Genomic DNA, 15,998 nt, shown 5'->3' on the forward strand with positions numbered 1-15,998 from the left:
TAATCACTCCCCTGAATGATCGAATCTGGTCGAAAATTTAAAAACTTTTTCAGCGCAAACGTCAATACAACGTCCGCAGCTGATGCAATCTTTGGAAAGCACTAGTAGGCTTTCGTCTTTTTTTCCGTGTAAAGGCGAACGTAACACTTGGGCTTCGGGACAAACATTGTAACAATCCATACAATTATCGCATTTAGCGCGATCAATCACTTTAATACGGATTAAACTTTTTGCACCAATCACACCATAAGCAGCACCAATTGGGCAAAGATGTCCACACCAGCCGTGTTCAGCAATCAATAAATCAAAAAGAAAAATAACAAGTAATAACCAGCCTGTTGCACCAAAACCAAATACAAAGGCGCGACCAAGAGCAGCCACTGGATTAACCCATTCCCAAAGCAACATTCCGCTGACACTACTGCCTAGTAAAATAAGCACAAGAATACCATAACGTAAACCGCGCGAAATTTTTGCTGTTTGGCGAATGCCTAACTTACGGCGAAGCCACGCAGCACAGTCAGTCACAACATTTAGTGGGCATACCCAACCACAAAATACTTTACTACCAAGTACTGCGTAAAATAACACAATAATTGCAGCACCAATTAAAGTGAGAGCATCTGGTAAATGTCTTGTAGCCAAGCTTTCAGCGGTAATTAGAGGATCACTTAGTGGAATAGTATCGAGTAATAAACTACCACTATAATTACCTTTTAAAATCCACACGCCAAAATAAGGGCCACTCAAAAACATCGCAAGAATGCTAAGTTGGCTTAAGCGACGCCAAAACAAAAAGCGGTTTGCATACCACCAGCCCCATTTTTCTCGAGCCTCTTTACCTGCAAATTTTGGTGCATTTGCCATTATTTGCCACTCCCTAAAATAGGCGCAAGCACGGGTTCTGCTGGTTCAGGCATTACTGTAGCTCCCTCTGGCGTTCGAGTTGGCAACGAAATCATATCTTTAGGCGCAAGAGAATGACCAGCTTTCGCTTTTTCTTCCCAGCCTAAACGATAATGTTTACCTAACATACCTTTTGCAAGATCCATTGGTAAAATTTTAATCGCTGCTTCTTCTAATACACAAGCTTGCTCACATTTTCCACACCCCGTGCAGGCATCAGAATGTACTGTTGGAATAAATAAGGCATGCTTATCAGAACGTGGATTATGTTGTGTTTCCAATGTAATCGCTTTATCGATTAATGGACAAACTCGATAACAAACATCACAACGTAATCCTTGATAATTTAAGCAAGTTTCGTGATCTAACAGTACTGACAGCCCCATACGCGATTCATTAATATCTGTTGCTTGACGATCTAATGCACCACTAGGACAGGCTTTTGCGCAAGGAATATCAGGACACATTTCACAAGGTTTATCACGCGCAATAAAATACGGCGTTCCCGCTTCTACTGGCGATAATAAAGAGGCTAAATGCAGCATGTCATAAGGACAGGCTTGAACACATTGTCCGCAACGAATACAAGCGGCAGAAAACGCTTTCGCATCTTGCAAAGCAAATGGAGGGCGTAATGGCACACCTTCGCGTGCAAGACTTTGATTTTGCTGCAATCCCAACAAAATCCCAACGCCAGCTAAACCACCCGCAGTACGGGTTGCTTCTTTAAGAAATTTTCTACGTTCAGGATTAAGGGCGGGTTTCTTCATTTTCTTTTTAGATTTTAACCGCACTTTCATCTTCCTCTTTTATTGATGGGAGAAAATAAAGTGCGGTTGATTTTTACATGGTTTTTACGCAGCCTTTTCCACTTTTACCGCACATTTTTTGAAGTCGGTTTCTTTTGAAATTGGGTCTGTCGCATCTAGTGTTAAGCTATTTGCAAGCTGACCTGCATCAAAGAAAGTGGTAAATACTAAGCCACGAGGTGGTTTATTACGTCCGCGAGTATCTAAATAAGAAATCATTTCGCCTCGACGAGATGAAATCTTAATTTTATCGCCATGACGTAAACCACGTGCTTGTGCATCTAATGGGTGCATCCATACTAAATTATTTGGAAATGCGCGATGCAATTCTGGTACACGGCGTGTCATTGTCCCCGTATGCCAATGTTCAAGAACACGACCTGTTGATAACCATAAATCGTATTCATTATCTGGTGACTCAGCTGGTGGTTCATAAGGCACCGCAAGAATAATCGCTTTCTTATCAGGATAACCGTAGAAAGCCACGCCTTCCCCTTCTTTAACATACGGATCATAGCCTTCACGGTAACGCCATAAGGTTTCTTTACCCTCTACAACTGGCCAACGTAAACCACGTGCTTTATGATACATATCAAATGGAGCTAAATCGTGACCGTGACCGCGACCAAATTCAGCGTATTCTTCAAATAAACCTTTGTGAACGTAGTAACCAAAATATTCTGATTCATCGTTTAATTGGCCTTCAGCAAGTTCGCTCAATGGGAATTTATCTACTTGACCATTTCTGAAGAGCACTTCATATAAAGTTTTACCTCTATATTCAGGCATTTGTGCAAGTAAGTCTTCTGTCCACATTTCATCCGTCGTGAAGTATTTTGCAAACTCCATTAATTGCCATAAGTCTGATTTTGCTTCGCCCGGTGCTTTGACTTGCTGACGCCAGAATTGGGTACGACGTTCTGCATTGCCGTAAGCCCCTTCTTTTTCCACCCACATTGCCGTTGGAAGAATTAAGTCAGCAGAAAGTGCGGATACAGTTGGGTAAGGATCTGAAACAATCACGAAGTTGCCTTCTTTACGCCAGCCTGGCAAACGATCTTGATTAATGTTTGGCCCTGCTTGCATATTATTGTTACACATTTGCCATAACACATTCATTTCGCCATCATTCATTGCACGGTCTTGTGCAATTGTGTGTAACCCCACTTTTTCAGAAACTGTCCCCTTTGGTAATTTCCAAATACGTTCAGCAATTTCACGGTGTTTAGGATTAGTTACCACTAAGTCGGCAGGTAAACGATGAGGGAATGAACCTACTTCACGCGCCGTACCACAAGCAGAAGGCTGACCAGTTAATGAAAATGGCCCACAACCTGGGATTGAAATTTTTCCAGTAAGTAAATGAATATTGTAGATTAATTGGTTTACCCACACGCCACGTGTATGTTGGTTAAAGCCCATTGTCCAGTAGGAAACCACTTTCTTCGTTGGATCAGCATAAAGTTTCGCTAAAGTTTCTAACTGGACTTTATCTAACCCAGACATTTTCGATACTTTTTCCACTGTATATTCTGATACAAGTTGCTTTAATTCTTCAAAAGAAGAATCGTGCATTTTCCCAGCTGTTTTACGATTCGTGTCTTTTTCTAATGGATGCTCTGGACGTAAACCATAGCCAATATTCGTTTCTCCGCGTTTAAATTTGGTATGTTTATTAACAAAATCCCAATTAATCGCATTATTTTGAATAAGATAATTGATGATGTAGTTCATAATTGCCAAATCAGTTTGCGGTGTAAATATCAAACCGTGATCGGCAAGTTCAAAACTACGATGTTCGTAAGTAGAAAGTACAGTGACACGAACATCAGGATTAGAAATACGGCGATCAGTAATACGCGACCACAAAATTGGGTGCATTTCCGCCATATTTGAGCCCCAAAGAACAAAAGCATCTGCCTGTTCAATATCATCATAACAACCCATTGGTTCATCCATACCAAAAGTACGCATAAATGCAACCGCTGCAGATGCCATACAGTGACGCGCATTCGGGTCTACGTTGTTAGAACGAAAACCTGCTTTCCAAAGTTTGTTCTTCGCATAGCCTTCCCAAATGGTAGACTGACCAGAACTAAACATACCTACTGCATTTTGACCGTTCTTTTTGAACGCTTCTTTGAATTTTTCAGCCATTGTTTTGAACGCAAAATCCCAAGAAACTGGCGCAAAATCGCCGTTCTTATCAAATTTTCCGTTTGTCATACGTAAAAGCGGCTGCGTTAAACGGTCTTTACCGTACATAATTTTCGGTAAGAAGTAACCTTTAATACAGTTTAAACCACGGTTTACTTCTGCATCAGGATCGCCTTGAGATGCCACAACACGCCCATCTTTAGTCCCAACCAGCACAGCACAACCAGTACCACAGAAACGACATACGCCTTTATCCCATTTAATTTCGGATTCAGCCGCAACCACATTTTTGACTGGGATGGTTAGCCCCGCTGCCGTTGCGGCTGCCATAGCCGCATTGGCTTTCATAAAGTCTCTACGACTTAAATTCATCGCGTTTTCCCCCACGTTAAACGTTTGATTTTAAAATTATTTATTTTGTTCATCTTGCTCGTGATACACCAACGATACATTAATCACACCGTCGATATCTTTCACACTTTCCATTTTTTCAAGCAAGAGATGTTGATCGTGCGATTGCATTACCACCACAAATTTCCCAAGTTTTTCATCAAAAGTCGGAATTTCAGTATGCTCAATCGCTAAAAGTGCGGTTTGAATTGCTGATAATTTTTTTGGATTACCTTGCACGATCAATCCAACAACGTGCCAATCCCTCGCATTTTCTAATATTAAATTTGTATTATTCATTTTGTTTTAGATCGTTCATTGTTATTGCATTCACAGGGCAGCCTTGTACACAAGCCCCACAGCCATTACAAGCATCGAAATTAACTAAAGGTTGTGCTACGCCACCCATTTGTAATTTGAAACGAATCGCATTAGCTGGGCAATTATCTTGGCAAGTTCGGCATTCAATACGGTGCAATGTTAAACAAGCTACGCCAATGTCGATTTTATGTGACCAAGGTAACTGGTCACGCGGATAAAAAATAGGCTGTTTACAGGCATCTACACATTTCCCACAAAAAGTACATTCGCCATTATCAAAGCACACTTCAGGAAAACCAGCATCGCCCTTTACCAAAATATTGGTTTCACAGACAGAAAGACAGTCGCCACAGCGCGTACATTGCACTACAAAAATAGAATTTTCCACGGACCAAGGCGGTCTAATACCCACAAAATTCTGTTTTTGATTATTTTCTAAACAGCTCAATGTTGAAAATTTACCGCGTAAAAATTGTCTGCGAGGTAAATTTTCAACGGTCATAATGTCTTTCAAATATTTCTGAATGCTTCTGTAGACGAAGGATTATGTGTTTACGATGAATAAATGAAAACAACCAAAAATAGGTAGTTTGTCAATTATTTGAACTTTATTTGTTATAGATCAAAAAATCTAAGATTTAATGAATTTTGCAAGGGATTAAAACAAAACAGCATAGCGATTTTTGCTATGCTGCTTTCAATTTAGATTATTCTGCTTTTGCTGGATATTCCCACCAAATATCAAATAATTCGCTTACTTCAATTTGTTGCAAACCATTTGTTTCTAACCATTTTTTCACTGTTTCACGGTGACTTTCATCGCATTTGCCAATTTTTTCTAGGCAAACTAAACCTTCCCAATGTAAATAACCGCTACCTTCATAAGCTAATCCATTTGGTTGAATCACTTCGTTAATAAAACGATCAACGATTTCATCTACAGTTTCAATCGCAGTACCTTCTGCAAATTGGAAATTTACAAGAAAACCCAGTTCTTGAAATTCCGCGAGATGAAGTTTTTTGCGTTGGCGTTGATTGTAAGATTTAGACATTGTATTTCTCCTATTAAGGTTATATTTGAAGGCATATTCTATATTAAATTCATCAATTAGGCATCGAGTTTGCCTAAAACTGATTTATTTCTTCACAAAATATAAATCCCAAACACCGTGTCCAAGTTTGTGACCTCTGGCTTCAAATTTAGTTAAAGGTCTAAAATCTGGTCTTGGAATATAATTACCATTTTTCGAAGTGTTCACTAAATCGGTGTTTGCGCTTAATACTTCTAGCATTTGCTCTGCATAATTTTCCCAGTCTGTCGCCATATGGATAAAACCATTTTCACTTAATTTTTGTATAACTTGTGTCACAAAGTGCGGTTGAACAATACGACGTTTATGATGCTTTGCTTTATGCCAAGGATCGGGGAAAAATAACTGCAAACCGCCAAGCGTGCCATCAGCAATACTGTCACGTAAAATTTCCGTTGCATCATGACAGATCACGCGTAAATTCGTTACGCCTTTTTCCACTGCATAAGCAATACAAGCACCAACGCCAGGAGTATGAACTTCAATGCCAAGGTAATTTTTGTCAGGATTAGCAAAAGCCATATCCACGAGCGATTTTCCCATTCCAAAGCCAATTTCTAATACAACTGGATTATCATTGCCATAAATCTTAGCAAAATCAAAAGGTTCCGTTTGATAATCTAAACCAAGTGTTCCCCAGTTATCATTCATCATATTTCTTTGAAATTCGCTCAAACGACCAGTGCGGAGAACAAAACTACGGACTTTGCGCTTATAGCGGCCATCTTCGGTAAATTCTGCGGTTTCAACGGTTTTACGTTTTTGATCAGCAAAAGTTTGTGTCATAAAAATCTTGTTCGTGAAAAAAATTGGCGGCGATTATACCAATTTTTCTCGTATAATAGGGCAAATTTTTTCCCAAGGTTGATTATGAAAATTGTCCGAGTGGCACTGGCTGTGCCGCTTCCTCGTTTATTTGATTATTTCGTCCCCGATGATGTTTCATTACAAATCGGTATGCGTGTTCTTGTGCCTTTTGGCACCCAAAAACGTGTCGCCATTGTGGCTGATTTTCCGACAAAATCGGACGTGCCAGAGGATAAACTCAAGGCTATTCTTCAACCATTGGATTTAGCCCCACTTTTTACGCCCATTTATTGGGATTGGCTTCATTGGGCAGCAAATTATTATCAAGCAGGATTAGGCGATGTGTTATTTCAAGCCTTGCCTGTGAAATTGCGTAACGGCGAAAGTGCGGTAAAAAATGACCGCACTTTTTGGCGAATTACGGATGCGGGGAAAAATGCCCTTAAACAAGGCGAATTAAAACGCTCGAAAAAGCAAGCTGAAGCCCTACAATACTTATCTGAAACTGATCTTGAAAAAGGCAATAATAATTTTTCCTCTGCCATTTGGTCTGCCTTAAAAGCCAAAGGGTTTATTGAAGAAATTACTATCCACACAAATCCCCTAAGCTGGCAACAAAGATTAGGCAATAACCCAATTGTCAATGCTGAAAATCGTTTAACCTTAAATAAGCAGCAAGCCTTAGCGTTTAGCCAACTGCTCTTTCATTCTGGTTTCAATGTATGGCTGCTCGATGGGGTAACTGGTTCAGGTAAAACAGAAATTTATCTGCAATATATTGAAGAAATTTTAAAATCGGGTAAGCAAGTATTAGTGCTTGTACCCGAAATCGGGCTAACACCTCAAACGGTGCAACGTTTCAAAGCACGTTTCAACGTAGAAATTGATGTACTGCATTCTAATTTAACCGATACGCAACGGCTTTATGTATGGGATCGAGCCCGCTCTGGACAAAGTGCCATTGTGATTGGCACGAGATCGGCATTGTTCACGCAATTTTCTAATCTTGGTGCAATTATTTTGGACGAGGAACACGATTCGTCTTACAAACAACAAGACAGTTGGCGTTACCATGCGCGAGACTTGGCGATTGTGCTGGCTCAAAAACTAAATATTGCGGTATTAATGGGCTCCGCCACGCCAAGTTTAGAAAGTATTAATAATGTACAAAACGGCAAATACCAACATTTAGTGTTATCAAAAAGAGCGGGGAATTCTACCGCACTTCGTCATTTCGTTATTGATTTGAAAAATCAAAACATACAAAACGGGCTCTCAAAACCCTTATTGGAACGAATGAAAGCCCACTTAGAAAAAGGCAATCAAGTGTTGCTTTTCTTGAATCGTCGTGGCTTTGCGCCCGTATTGCTTTGCCATGAATGTGGTTGGATTGCACAATGCCCTCATTGTGAAAAACCTTATACCTATCATCAGCATCAAAATGTATTGCGTTGTCATCATTGTGGCGCGCAAAAAACTATTCCTCGCCAATGTGGCGATTGCGGTTCTACCCATTTAGTTACTACTGGTCTCGGCACAGAACAATTAGAAGAAACCTTGAAAACGCTATTTCCTCATTATTCTGTAGCGCGAATCGACTGCGATAGCACTGCGCGTAAAGGAAAATTGGAAGGTTATTTAGAAGATATTCAACAAGGCAAAAGTCAAATTTTGATTGGCACACAAATGCTTGCGAAAGGACATCATTTCCCGAATGTTACTCTCGTTGCCTTAGTGAATGTAGATAGTGCATTATTTTCACTGGATTTTCGTGCAGAAGAACGTTTAGCTCAACTTTATATTCAAGTTGCTGGACGAGCTGGACGTGCCGATAAACAAGGTGAAGTGGTGCTACAAACACATTATCCAGATCATCCTTTACTCACTACATTATTAGCGAATGGCTACCAAGCTTTTGCAAAAGAAACCTTACAATTACGCCATTCAATGGGATTGCCGCCTTTCACTTTTCAGGCGTTATTCAAAGCACAGGCTCGACATTCTGAGCTTGCAGAAAATTGCTTAAGCCAAATTGCAGATTTTTTTCAATCGAAGCAAATTACGGGATTACAAATGCTTGGCCCAATGCCTGCACCGTTCAGCAAAAAAGCGGGGCAATATCGCTGGCAGTTATTATTGCAGCATCCATCAAGAATGACGTTGCAAAAAGCATTAAGAGAATATCAACAAGCCGAACTTGAAAAAAACAGCCAAGTGCGGTTAATTTTGGACGTCGATCCGCAAGACTTATCATAAAAAATGCGGTGAAAATTCACCGCACTTTTATCTCTAAAATCTATTTGAAATCTTCGACATCTCCTAATAGACAGGCATATTTCGCCGTATTGGGGCTGGACTCTAAGGCAATTTTTAATGCCATCGTCAGAGGGACAGACAGTAGCATTCCCACGGTTCCCAGTAACCATCCCCAAAACAATAATGAAAGGAACACCACTAAAGTTGAAAGCCCTAATCGTTGCCCCATCATTTTAGGTTCAATAATGTTACCGACAACCATATTGATCGCAATAACACCAACTGCCACGCCAAAGCCAACACCAAAACCATTTAGTAATAAGGCTTGCACAATAATTGGAATAGCCGCAATGATAGAACCAATATTGGGAATATAATTCAACAAGAAACTCAAGGTTGCCCACAAAATGGCATATTGAACCCCACATGCTTCCAACAAAATAAAAATACCAACGCCAGTAAGCAAACTCGTGATACTTTTAATGCCAAGATAACCAATTACGCCTTGTAAAACGCGATCAATATGGCGTTCTTCTTTGGCTGCGTCATGAGGGGTTGAACTAATTACCATTGCAAATTTATGTTTCATCGTTGGTGCTTCGGCAAGCATAAAAATCACAACCAACACTAAAACAAACACATTACTCACCACTCCAGAGAAATTTAGCAATACTCGGCTTACAAAATTCATAATGATGCTTGGATCAAAATTTTCTTGGATGGTTTCACGCGAAAGCGTGAAAGGCAGATTGAAACGTTGCAACAATCCAGTTAAATCACTCACACGTTGTGAAAGCAAAACTTTATATTGTGGGATTGATTGAGTAAATTCTCTTGCAGTGCTGTTAATCAGCCCAGCTAAGAAGAAAAACACCAAAGAAATCAAGACGAAAAGCAAAGTAATGGCTAACCAATGCGGGACGCGGCGTTGGGTCATCGCCTTAATCATCGGCGAGCAAATTATCGCGATAAAGAGTGATAGCAAGAATGGCACCACGATTTCTGCCGCCAATTTTACGCCAGCTAAGATAATAATCACTGCAGCAATGCCAAGCAAAGTGCGGTGTAAATTTAAATTATTTTGCACTAAATCGCATCCTCGTTTTCTTCGCCCGTGCGAATGCGGATCGCTCTCTCAACGTGATAAACAAAAATTTTGCCGTCACCGATTTTACCTGTTTGTGCCGTTTCAATAATCGCTTCAATACATTGATCCACAAGTTCATCAGGAACCACTACTTCCAATTTCACTTTCGGCAGAAAATCCACCATATATTCCGCACCACGATAAAGTTCTGTATGACCTTTTTGACGACCAAATCCGCGTACTTCCGTGATTGTCATACCTGAAATACCAATATCTGAAAGACTTTCTCGCACATCGTCTAATTTAAAGGGTTTAATCATTGCTTCGATTTTTTTCATGCTATTTCTCCAGATTTTCGCGTCTTGCAGATTTAGGACGGAAACTTTCGATGATTTCAGGCTTGGTATCAATATATAAGCCGTTAATCAGTTGCAAACAATAAGGCACTGCGCTAAAAATGCCTTTTACAAGCACATTTCCTTCTTTATCTTTCACGCCCTCTAAGGTTTCTTTAATCGCTTTAGGTTGCCCAGGAAGATTTAAAATCAAGCTTTCCTTACGAATCACACCCACTTGGCGGGATAAAATTGCGGTAGGCACAAAATGCAAACTCACTTGACGCATTTGTTCGCCAAAACCCGGCATTTCTCGATCCGCTACCGCAAGGGTTGCATCAGGCGTTACATCGCGTTTTGCTGGCCCAGTTCCACCAGTTGTCAGCACTAAATGGCAACCTTGTTCATCCACTAGCTCTTTTAAGGTTTGTTCAATAATCGGCTGTTCATCGGGGATTAATCTTGTTTCCAAATGGAAGGGATCTACCAACGCTTGTTCTAACCAAGCCTGTAATTCTGGGATACCTTGATCTTGATACACGCCTGCTGATGCGCGATCAGAAACAGATACCAGACCAATTTTTAAAAGTGCGGTCATATTTTTCCTTATTTTTATAAATAATTTTGACGTGATTGGATCAATCAAAAATGCGGTAAAAACTTACCGCACTTTTGGAGGGTTAGAAGAATAAAATTCCGCCCCAAACGATACCGACAATACAAAGGGCAATAAATACCGATGCAGAACCTTGATCTTTCGCACGCCCTGAAAGTTCGTGGCGTTCTGTACCAATGCGATCAACAACTGCCTCTACCGCACTGTTTAAAAGTTCTAACGCCATCACAAGCAAAACAGAAGAAATCATCAATATAATTTCAATTTTTGTTTCGCCTAAAAAGAAAGTAAGAGGAATTAAAATGCAGGCTAAAAAACATTCGTGGCGAAAAGCCGTTTCATTTTTAAACGCACTTTTTAAGCCTTGTAACGAATATTTCGTGGAATTGATTAAATGGGTTAGCCCCGTCGTTTTATACATAAATTTTCCTATTTTTATAAACGCTTCGCTTCGATAACATCATCTAATTTTGCTAATCGAGCCAATATTTTACTTAAACTTTCAACATTATGGAGTTCAATTTCCATATCAATGGTAGCAAGCTGTTTTTTGGTATCAGCACGGCTTGAGACCCCTAGCACGCTAATTTTTTCATTTGCTAGAACCGTCGTAATATCACGTAATAAGCCATTGCGATCGCCTGCCACAATACGGATATTAATATGGAAACCACTTGCGTAATTTTCGCCCCAAATTGATTCCACTACGCGTTCTGGATGAGTCGCTTGCAAATCTAAGAATTGTTCACAATCCGCTCGGTGAATAGAAATACCACGTCCCATTGTAATATAGCCAACAATCGCATCGCCTGGTATCGGCTGACAGCAACGCGCAATATGATGCATAAGATTGCCCACACCCTCCACAATCACATAGCCATTGTTCTTTTCAGATTTCTGCTGAGAATTGACCGCACTTTTATTAGCAACATGACGCAAAATCTCTTGATCCGCTTCTTCAGCAGTCACTTTAATCAATTTACTTTGCAAGAAATGGATTAAGTTATTTAAACGAATATCGCCACTGCCAATACCTGCATAAAGATCGTCCAAATTTTTCAAGTTATAGCGTGGTAACGCATAAGGTTCCACTTGCTTAATACTTAAATTCAAAAGCGTGAGTTCATTATCGAGTAATTCTTTACCCGCTGGAATATTTTTATCGCGATCTTGTTTTTTAAACCACGCTTGGATTTTTGCGCGAGATTTTGACGTATGGGTAAATCCTAAATTTGGGTTTAACCAGTCACGGCTCGGGTTCGGATTTTTCTGGGTAATAATATCGATTTGATCGCCCATTTGTAGCTGATAGGTAAATGGCACAATACGTCCTGCCACTTTTGCCCCGATGCAGCGATGACCAATTTCACTATGAATGGCATAAGCAAAATCTAATGGTGTAGATCCCGTTGGCAAATCCACCACTTCGCCCTTTGGCGTAAACACATATACACGGTCATCAAACACTTGGCTACGCAACTCTGCCATCACTTCGCCAGAATCCGTAATATCATCTTGCCAAGCTAACAATTTACGCAACCACGCAATTTTTTCTTCATAGGCAGACATACTGCCTGTATTGCCTTCTTTATATTTCCAGTGTGCCGCCATACCTAACTCTGCATCATCATGCATTTGTTGGGTTCGAATTTGTACTTCAATTGGCTTGCCACCTTTACCTAAAACAACAGTATGAATAGATTGATAACCGTTCGGTTTCGGGTTCGCGACATAATCGTCAAATTCTTTGGGTAAGTGTTTAAATTGAGTATGAACAATCCCAAGTGCGGTGTAACAATCTTGCAATTTTTGCACGATAATTCTGACCGCTCTTACATCATATAAACCGCTGAACTCAAGATTCTTTTTCTGCATTTTGCGCCAAATGCTGTAAATATGTTTCGGACGACCATAGACTTCCACTTGCTTGATATTTTCACGTAAATAACTGCTCAACTCACTGACGAAATCAGCAATGTAATGTTCACGATCAAGACGACGTTCCTGTAATAATTTAGCAATAGCGCGATATTGTTCAGGATGAAGATAACGGAAGCAGTAATCTTCTAACTCCCATTTCAGCTGACCAATTCCAAGACGATTGGCAAGAGGGGCATAAATATAAGAACATTCTTTGACGGCAAGGACTTTGTCTTCCTCTGCACAACGATACTCTGCATCACGCAAGAAAGTAATACGTTCGGCAAGTTTGATGATCACGCAGCGGAAATCGTCCACCATTGCCAACAACATACGGCGAACATTATCCACTTGCAGAGCGTTAGCGGAATGACTGGCATTAAGTTGGCGAATATTATCCATCTCCAACACGCCTTTAAGTAATTTAGTAATTTTCGCACCAAATTTTTCTTTTAGACTTTCCCAGTCTGTTAATTTATTTGCAACAATAGGAAACAACATGGCAGTAAGCAATGTTTCCGCATCCATATTAAGTTCGTGCAAAATTTCTACCATTTCCACGCCAGACTGCAGCATTAAGGTCGCATTCTTCATTTCATCGGGGTAGGCATTCATTAAATCACGTGCGTAATACCACGCATCGATCAAACTTTTTTCTGTTTGTTCTGCTAGTTTTAAGCCAGTGCACCATTGTTCAATCACAAAATTCTGCGGATTTAACAAATGAGAACCACGAACAGCAACCATAATACCCCCTTGTTGATGAAGAGCAAGCAACTTCCTGTCGCTTTTATTTTGGGTGGATATTGTACCGAATAACCGAGTTATTTTGTAGTGAATAAGGTTATCGATTCCAAATGCCCCGTATGAGGGAACATATCTATCACCGCACTTTTTTCAATCTTGTAGCCAAAATCACATAAAATTTCCGCATCACGCACTAATGTTGCAGGATTACAAGACACATATAAAATTTTCTCTGCTTTCAGCTCGCACAAAGCATTTAACGCGAAAGCTGCGCCACTGCGTGGAGGATCAAGCAAAATTTTATTGAACGACTGATTAGCCCAAGGTTGTTCAACAAAGGATTGGTCAAGATCGGCTTGGAAAAATTCAATATTTTTGATTTGGTTTCTTGCGGCATTTTGCGCCGCTTTTTGTACCATTTCAAAAACGCCTTCAATTCCTACCGCACTTTTCACGCGTTTGGCAAAAGGAAGCGTAAAATTTCCCATGCCGCAAAATAAATCTAGCACGCAATCTTGTTGGCTCAATTCAAGCCAATCCAACGCTGTATTGACCATACGTTCATTTAATGCACTATTTACTTGAATAAAATCACGAATATCAAAATGTAATTTTATGCCATCAGAAAATTGATAATAAGGCGCATCGCCATAGATTTGTTCAATGCCTTCATCGCTTTGTAAAAACAGCATTAACTTTTCTTGTTCAGCAAATTTGAGCAATAAAGTGCGGTCAATTTCCGCAAGGTTTTTCGTGTAACGTAACAACATTGCGACGCCATTATCAGCTGCTACAAGTTCAATATGCCCAAGCTGTTTCGGTGCTGAAAATTTTTCTAAAAGTGCGGTTAATTTAGGTAGTAAATAATTAATTGCAGGTTCTGCTACTTCGCAAGATTGAACGGGTATTAAATCGTTGGTATTTTTCTGACGAAAGCCCATGTCGATTTGTTTTGTGTTTGGATTAAACCATAAACTCAAACGCACACGACGACGATACGCCCAAGCATCGCCACAAATCATAGGTTGAAATGAAATCGGTTCTGACTGTAATTTACTTAACCGCTTAAACAATGCAGATTCTTTCGCTTTTCTCTGCATTTCAATAGGAATATGCTGTCCTTGGCAACCACCACAACGCATAAAATGAGCACATTTAGGTGCTAAACGTTCAGAACTTTTTACTCGCCATTTTTTTACAATGGCGCGTCCATATTGGCGTTTATCTTCCAAAATACGGCATTCCACTTTTTCGTGCGGAAGCGCATTTTCAATAAACCAAGTTTTACCATTAATTTTCGCCACGCCTAAACCTTGATAATCTAAATCAAGAATATCAGCCGTAATGGTTTGAACATTGTTTGTTTTTTGCTTTGGGGTATAAAGAAGAACCATTATTTTAAAAGTAAAATATTTTGAGTGAATAACTCTCGGCTTTTTAGCGGTTTATCGCCAAGATAAGGTTTCAGCGCAATACGAGTGAAGCGTTTTGCTGCTTGACGTACCGCATCATCGGAAAAATCGAGGGCTTCAAAGGCTAACAAATCTCTGCCGTAAAACGTGAGATTATCTTTCACTAAAGACGCAAGGAAACCTTTTTCCTCACGATAACGGTATGTCATTGAGAAATCCACTGGCTCGCCAGACCCCGCACAATGCAGAAAATCCACGCCGTAACCGAGAATTTGTAACAGTTGAAATTCAAAAAGACGCAACGTTGGCTCAATATTAGTTTCCGTTGCCAAGCCCGTTAAGCATTTTAAATAATGTTGAAAAAGCGCAGGATTTGGCGTTTCAGACTCAATAACACGAGTGAGTAATTCATTTACATAAAATCCACTATAAAGGGCGATTTGTTGTAAAGGCAGTGTAATTGCGGCAGGTTCAGCTTTAGTGAGGGTTTTCAATGTGCTTTTTCCCGTCCAACGCAACAATAAAGGTGTGAAAGGTTGCAAAACCGATTTCCAAGATGAACGCTTTGCACGCGCCCCTTTTGCAATGACCGTTAAACGCCCACTTTCTTCAGTGAATAAATCCACCAATAAGCTCGTTTCACTATAAGGGCGACGATGCAAAACAAAACCACGTTGAAGTTCGCTTTGCACGATTATTGTCCAGATAAGCGTTCACTTGTTTGTGACACACATTGCGTTGCTAAAATTTCGCCGAGATTCGTTTTTAGCGTACTAAAATCATCACGCTCTTGCCACATCCAACGAATATTGGCGTAATTTTTACCACGTTCAGAAATCATTAAGGTTAGTTTTTCTGATACGCCTTGAAAAGTGGCAGTAACATAATGCAAATTTTTTTTGTATTTTTTATGCGTGGCGTGTACAACACGAACAACTTTATCATCTTGACATAAATATCGATCAGCTTCGCCTTTTTGTAAGGCTTTATCCACTTTTTCTACTTGCATTTTTTGCGCTTGAGGTGTTGTTACATTCGCATTTTGCGCACAGCCAGTCATTAAAAGTGCGGTAAAAATAAGAGATGTTTTTTTCAACATAAATCCTACCTTGAGAAAATAACTTAAAAAGAAAAAAGGCGATTA

At 40.0% G+C, this 15,998-nt stretch carries 16 protein-coding genes; 1 reads left to right on the top strand and 15 read right to left on the bottom strand.

Annotated features, from left to right (window positions below):
• Nucleotides 1-3: 3 nt before the first annotated feature.
• The 7 genes from napH to trmB form a co-directional block, all read right to left on the bottom strand.
• Entirely contained in the window at nucleotides 4-867 is an 864-nt protein-coding gene (napH, locus tag K6J66_RS03335) for a quinol dehydrogenase ferredoxin subunit NapH (protein ID WP_038439271.1), read from the bottom strand.
• Nucleotides 867-1,706, bottom strand: a complete 840-nt coding sequence (napG, locus tag K6J66_RS03340; protein ID WP_005656335.1) for a ferredoxin-type protein NapG — start codon at nucleotides 1,704-1,706, stop codon at nucleotides 867-869. The genes napH and napG overlap by 1 nt, the downstream gene beginning before the upstream one ends.
• Nucleotides 1,707-1,760: 54 nt before the next feature.
• On the bottom strand, nucleotides 1,761-4,244 hold the full coding sequence (gene napA / locus K6J66_RS03345) for a nitrate reductase catalytic subunit NapA (RefSeq protein ID WP_005656334.1): 2,484 nt from the start codon (nucleotides 4,242-4,244) through the stop codon (nucleotides 1,761-1,763).
• 36 nt (nucleotides 4,245-4,280) lie between these two features.
• Nucleotides 4,281-4,562, bottom strand: a complete 282-nt coding sequence (locus tag K6J66_RS03350) for a chaperone NapD (protein ID WP_005654036.1) — start codon at nucleotides 4,560-4,562, stop codon at nucleotides 4,281-4,283.
• Nucleotides 4,555-5,085, bottom strand: coding sequence for a ferredoxin-type protein NapF (napF, locus tag K6J66_RS03355; RefSeq protein WP_038439270.1), 531 nt, complete (start codon nucleotides 5,083-5,085; stop codon nucleotides 4,555-4,557). The genes K6J66_RS03350 and napF overlap by 8 nt, the downstream gene beginning before the upstream one ends.
• A 205-nt stretch (nucleotides 5,086-5,290) precedes the next feature.
• A complete protein-coding gene (locus K6J66_RS03360; protein ID WP_005632159.1) occupies nucleotides 5,291-5,635 on the bottom strand; it encodes a YggL family protein in 345 nt (114 codons plus the stop codon).
• An 84-nt stretch (nucleotides 5,636-5,719) separates the two neighbouring features.
• Nucleotides 5,720-6,460 carry a tRNA (guanosine(46)-N7)-methyltransferase TrmB gene (gene trmB / locus K6J66_RS03365; protein WP_012054964.1) on the bottom strand — a complete coding sequence of 247 codons (741 nt, stop codon included), beginning with the start codon at nucleotides 6,458-6,460 and terminating at the stop codon, nucleotides 5,720-5,722.
• 84 nt (nucleotides 6,461-6,544) lie between these two features.
• On the opposite strand from trmB, the gene priA reads away from it, so the two are divergent.
• Nucleotides 6,545-8,737, top strand: a complete 2,193-nt coding sequence (gene priA / locus K6J66_RS03370) for a primosomal protein N' (protein ID WP_038439269.1) — start codon at nucleotides 6,545-6,547, stop codon at nucleotides 8,735-8,737.
• Between the two features lie 40 nt (nucleotides 8,738-8,777).
• On the opposite strand, the gene K6J66_RS03375 is transcribed toward priA, so the two are convergent.
• The 8 genes from K6J66_RS03375 to K6J66_RS03410 form a co-directional block, all read right to left on the bottom strand.
• A complete protein-coding gene (locus tag K6J66_RS03375) occupies nucleotides 8,778-9,824 on the bottom strand; it encodes an AI-2E family transporter (protein ID WP_012054963.1) in 1,047 nt (348 codons plus the stop codon).
• Entirely contained in the window at nucleotides 9,824-10,162 is a 339-nt protein-coding gene (gene glnB, locus K6J66_RS03380; protein ID WP_005654045.1) for a nitrogen regulatory protein P-II, read from the bottom strand. The genes K6J66_RS03375 and glnB overlap by 1 nt, the downstream gene beginning before the upstream one ends.
• A 1-nt stretch (nucleotide 10,163) precedes the next feature.
• Nucleotides 10,164-10,757: a molybdopterin adenylyltransferase gene (mog, locus tag K6J66_RS03385; RefSeq protein ID WP_005635167.1), complete on the bottom strand. Its 594-nt coding sequence runs from the start codon at nucleotides 10,755-10,757 to the stop codon at nucleotides 10,164-10,166.
• A gap of 82 nt (nucleotides 10,758-10,839) precedes the next feature.
• The gene (locus K6J66_RS03390) at nucleotides 10,840-11,196 is read right to left on the bottom strand and encodes a diacylglycerol kinase (protein ID WP_005632174.1); all 357 of its coding nucleotides are present in this window, start codon (nucleotides 11,194-11,196) and stop codon (nucleotides 10,840-10,842) included.
• Nucleotides 11,197-11,210: 14 nt separating this feature from the next.
• Complete coding sequence (gene relA, locus K6J66_RS03395; protein WP_038439265.1) at nucleotides 11,211-13,442, bottom strand: GTP diphosphokinase; 2,232 nt, start codon at nucleotides 13,440-13,442, stop codon at nucleotides 11,211-11,213.
• 77 nt (nucleotides 13,443-13,519) lie between these two features.
• A complete protein-coding gene (gene rlmD, locus K6J66_RS03400; RefSeq protein ID WP_038439264.1) occupies nucleotides 13,520-14,836 on the bottom strand; it encodes a 23S rRNA (uracil(1939)-C(5))-methyltransferase RlmD in 1,317 nt (438 codons plus the stop codon).
• The gene (recO, locus tag K6J66_RS03405; protein ID WP_005662689.1) at nucleotides 14,836-15,546 is read right to left on the bottom strand and encodes a DNA repair protein RecO; all 711 of its coding nucleotides are present in this window, start codon (nucleotides 15,544-15,546) and stop codon (nucleotides 14,836-14,838) included. The genes rlmD and recO overlap by 1 nt, the downstream gene beginning before the upstream one ends.
• Nucleotides 15,547-15,548: 2 nt before the next feature.
• Nucleotides 15,549-15,953 carry an MliC family protein gene (locus K6J66_RS03410; RefSeq protein ID WP_110442561.1) on the bottom strand — a complete coding sequence of 135 codons (405 nt, stop codon included), beginning with the start codon at nucleotides 15,951-15,953 and terminating at the stop codon, nucleotides 15,549-15,551.
• Between the last annotated feature and the right edge of the window lie 45 nt (nucleotides 15,954-15,998).

The organism is Haemophilus influenzae, from assembly GCF_019703545.1.
GTDB classification, from domain to species: Bacteria; Pseudomonadota; Gammaproteobacteria; order Enterobacterales; family Pasteurellaceae; genus Haemophilus; species Haemophilus influenzae_E.

Bases quoted from the DNA above. Each gene is read 5' to 3' on its own strand.
- napH (WP_038439271.1), bottom strand. From the start codon at position 867: ATGGCAAATGCACCAAAATTTGCAGGTAAAGAGGCTCGAGAAAAATGG.
- napG (WP_005656335.1), bottom strand. From the start codon at position 1,706: ATGAAAGTGCGGTTAAAATCTAAAAAGAAAATGAAGAAACCCGCCCTT.
- napA (WP_005656334.1), bottom strand. From the start codon at position 4,244: ATGAATTTAAGTCGTAGAGACTTTATGAAAGCCAATGCGGCTATGGCA.
- K6J66_RS03350 (WP_005654036.1), bottom strand. From the start codon at position 4,562: ATGAATAATACAAATTTAATATTAGAAAATGCGAGGGATTGGCACGTT.
- napF (WP_038439270.1), bottom strand. From the start codon at position 5,085: ATGACCGTTGAAAATTTACCTCGCAGACAATTTTTACGCGGTAAATTT.
- K6J66_RS03360 (WP_005632159.1), bottom strand. From the start codon at position 5,635: ATGTCTAAATCTTACAATCAACGCCAACGCAAAAAACTTCATCTCGCG.
- trmB (WP_012054964.1), bottom strand. From the start codon at position 6,460: ATGACACAAACTTTTGCTGATCAAAAACGTAAAACCGTTGAAACCGCA.
- priA (WP_038439269.1), top strand. From the start codon at position 6,545: ATGAAAATTGTCCGAGTGGCACTGGCTGTGCCGCTTCCTCGTTTATTT.
- glnB (WP_005654045.1), bottom strand. From the start codon at position 10,162: ATGAAAAAAATCGAAGCAATGATTAAACCCTTTAAATTAGACGATGTG.
- mog (WP_005635167.1), bottom strand. From the start codon at position 10,757: ATGACCGCACTTTTAAAAATTGGTCTGGTATCTGTTTCTGATCGCGCA.
- K6J66_RS03390 (WP_005632174.1), bottom strand. From the start codon at position 11,196: ATGTATAAAACGACGGGGCTAACCCATTTAATCAATTCCACGAAATAT.
- relA (WP_038439265.1), bottom strand. From the start codon at position 13,442: ATGGTTGCTGTTCGTGGTTCTCATTTGTTAAATCCGCAGAATTTTGTG.
- rlmD (WP_038439264.1), bottom strand. From the start codon at position 14,836: ATGGTTCTTCTTTATACCCCAAAGCAAAAAACAAACAATGTTCAAACC.
- K6J66_RS03410 (WP_110442561.1), bottom strand. From the start codon at position 15,953: ATGTTGAAAAAAACATCTCTTATTTTTACCGCACTTTTAATGACTGGC.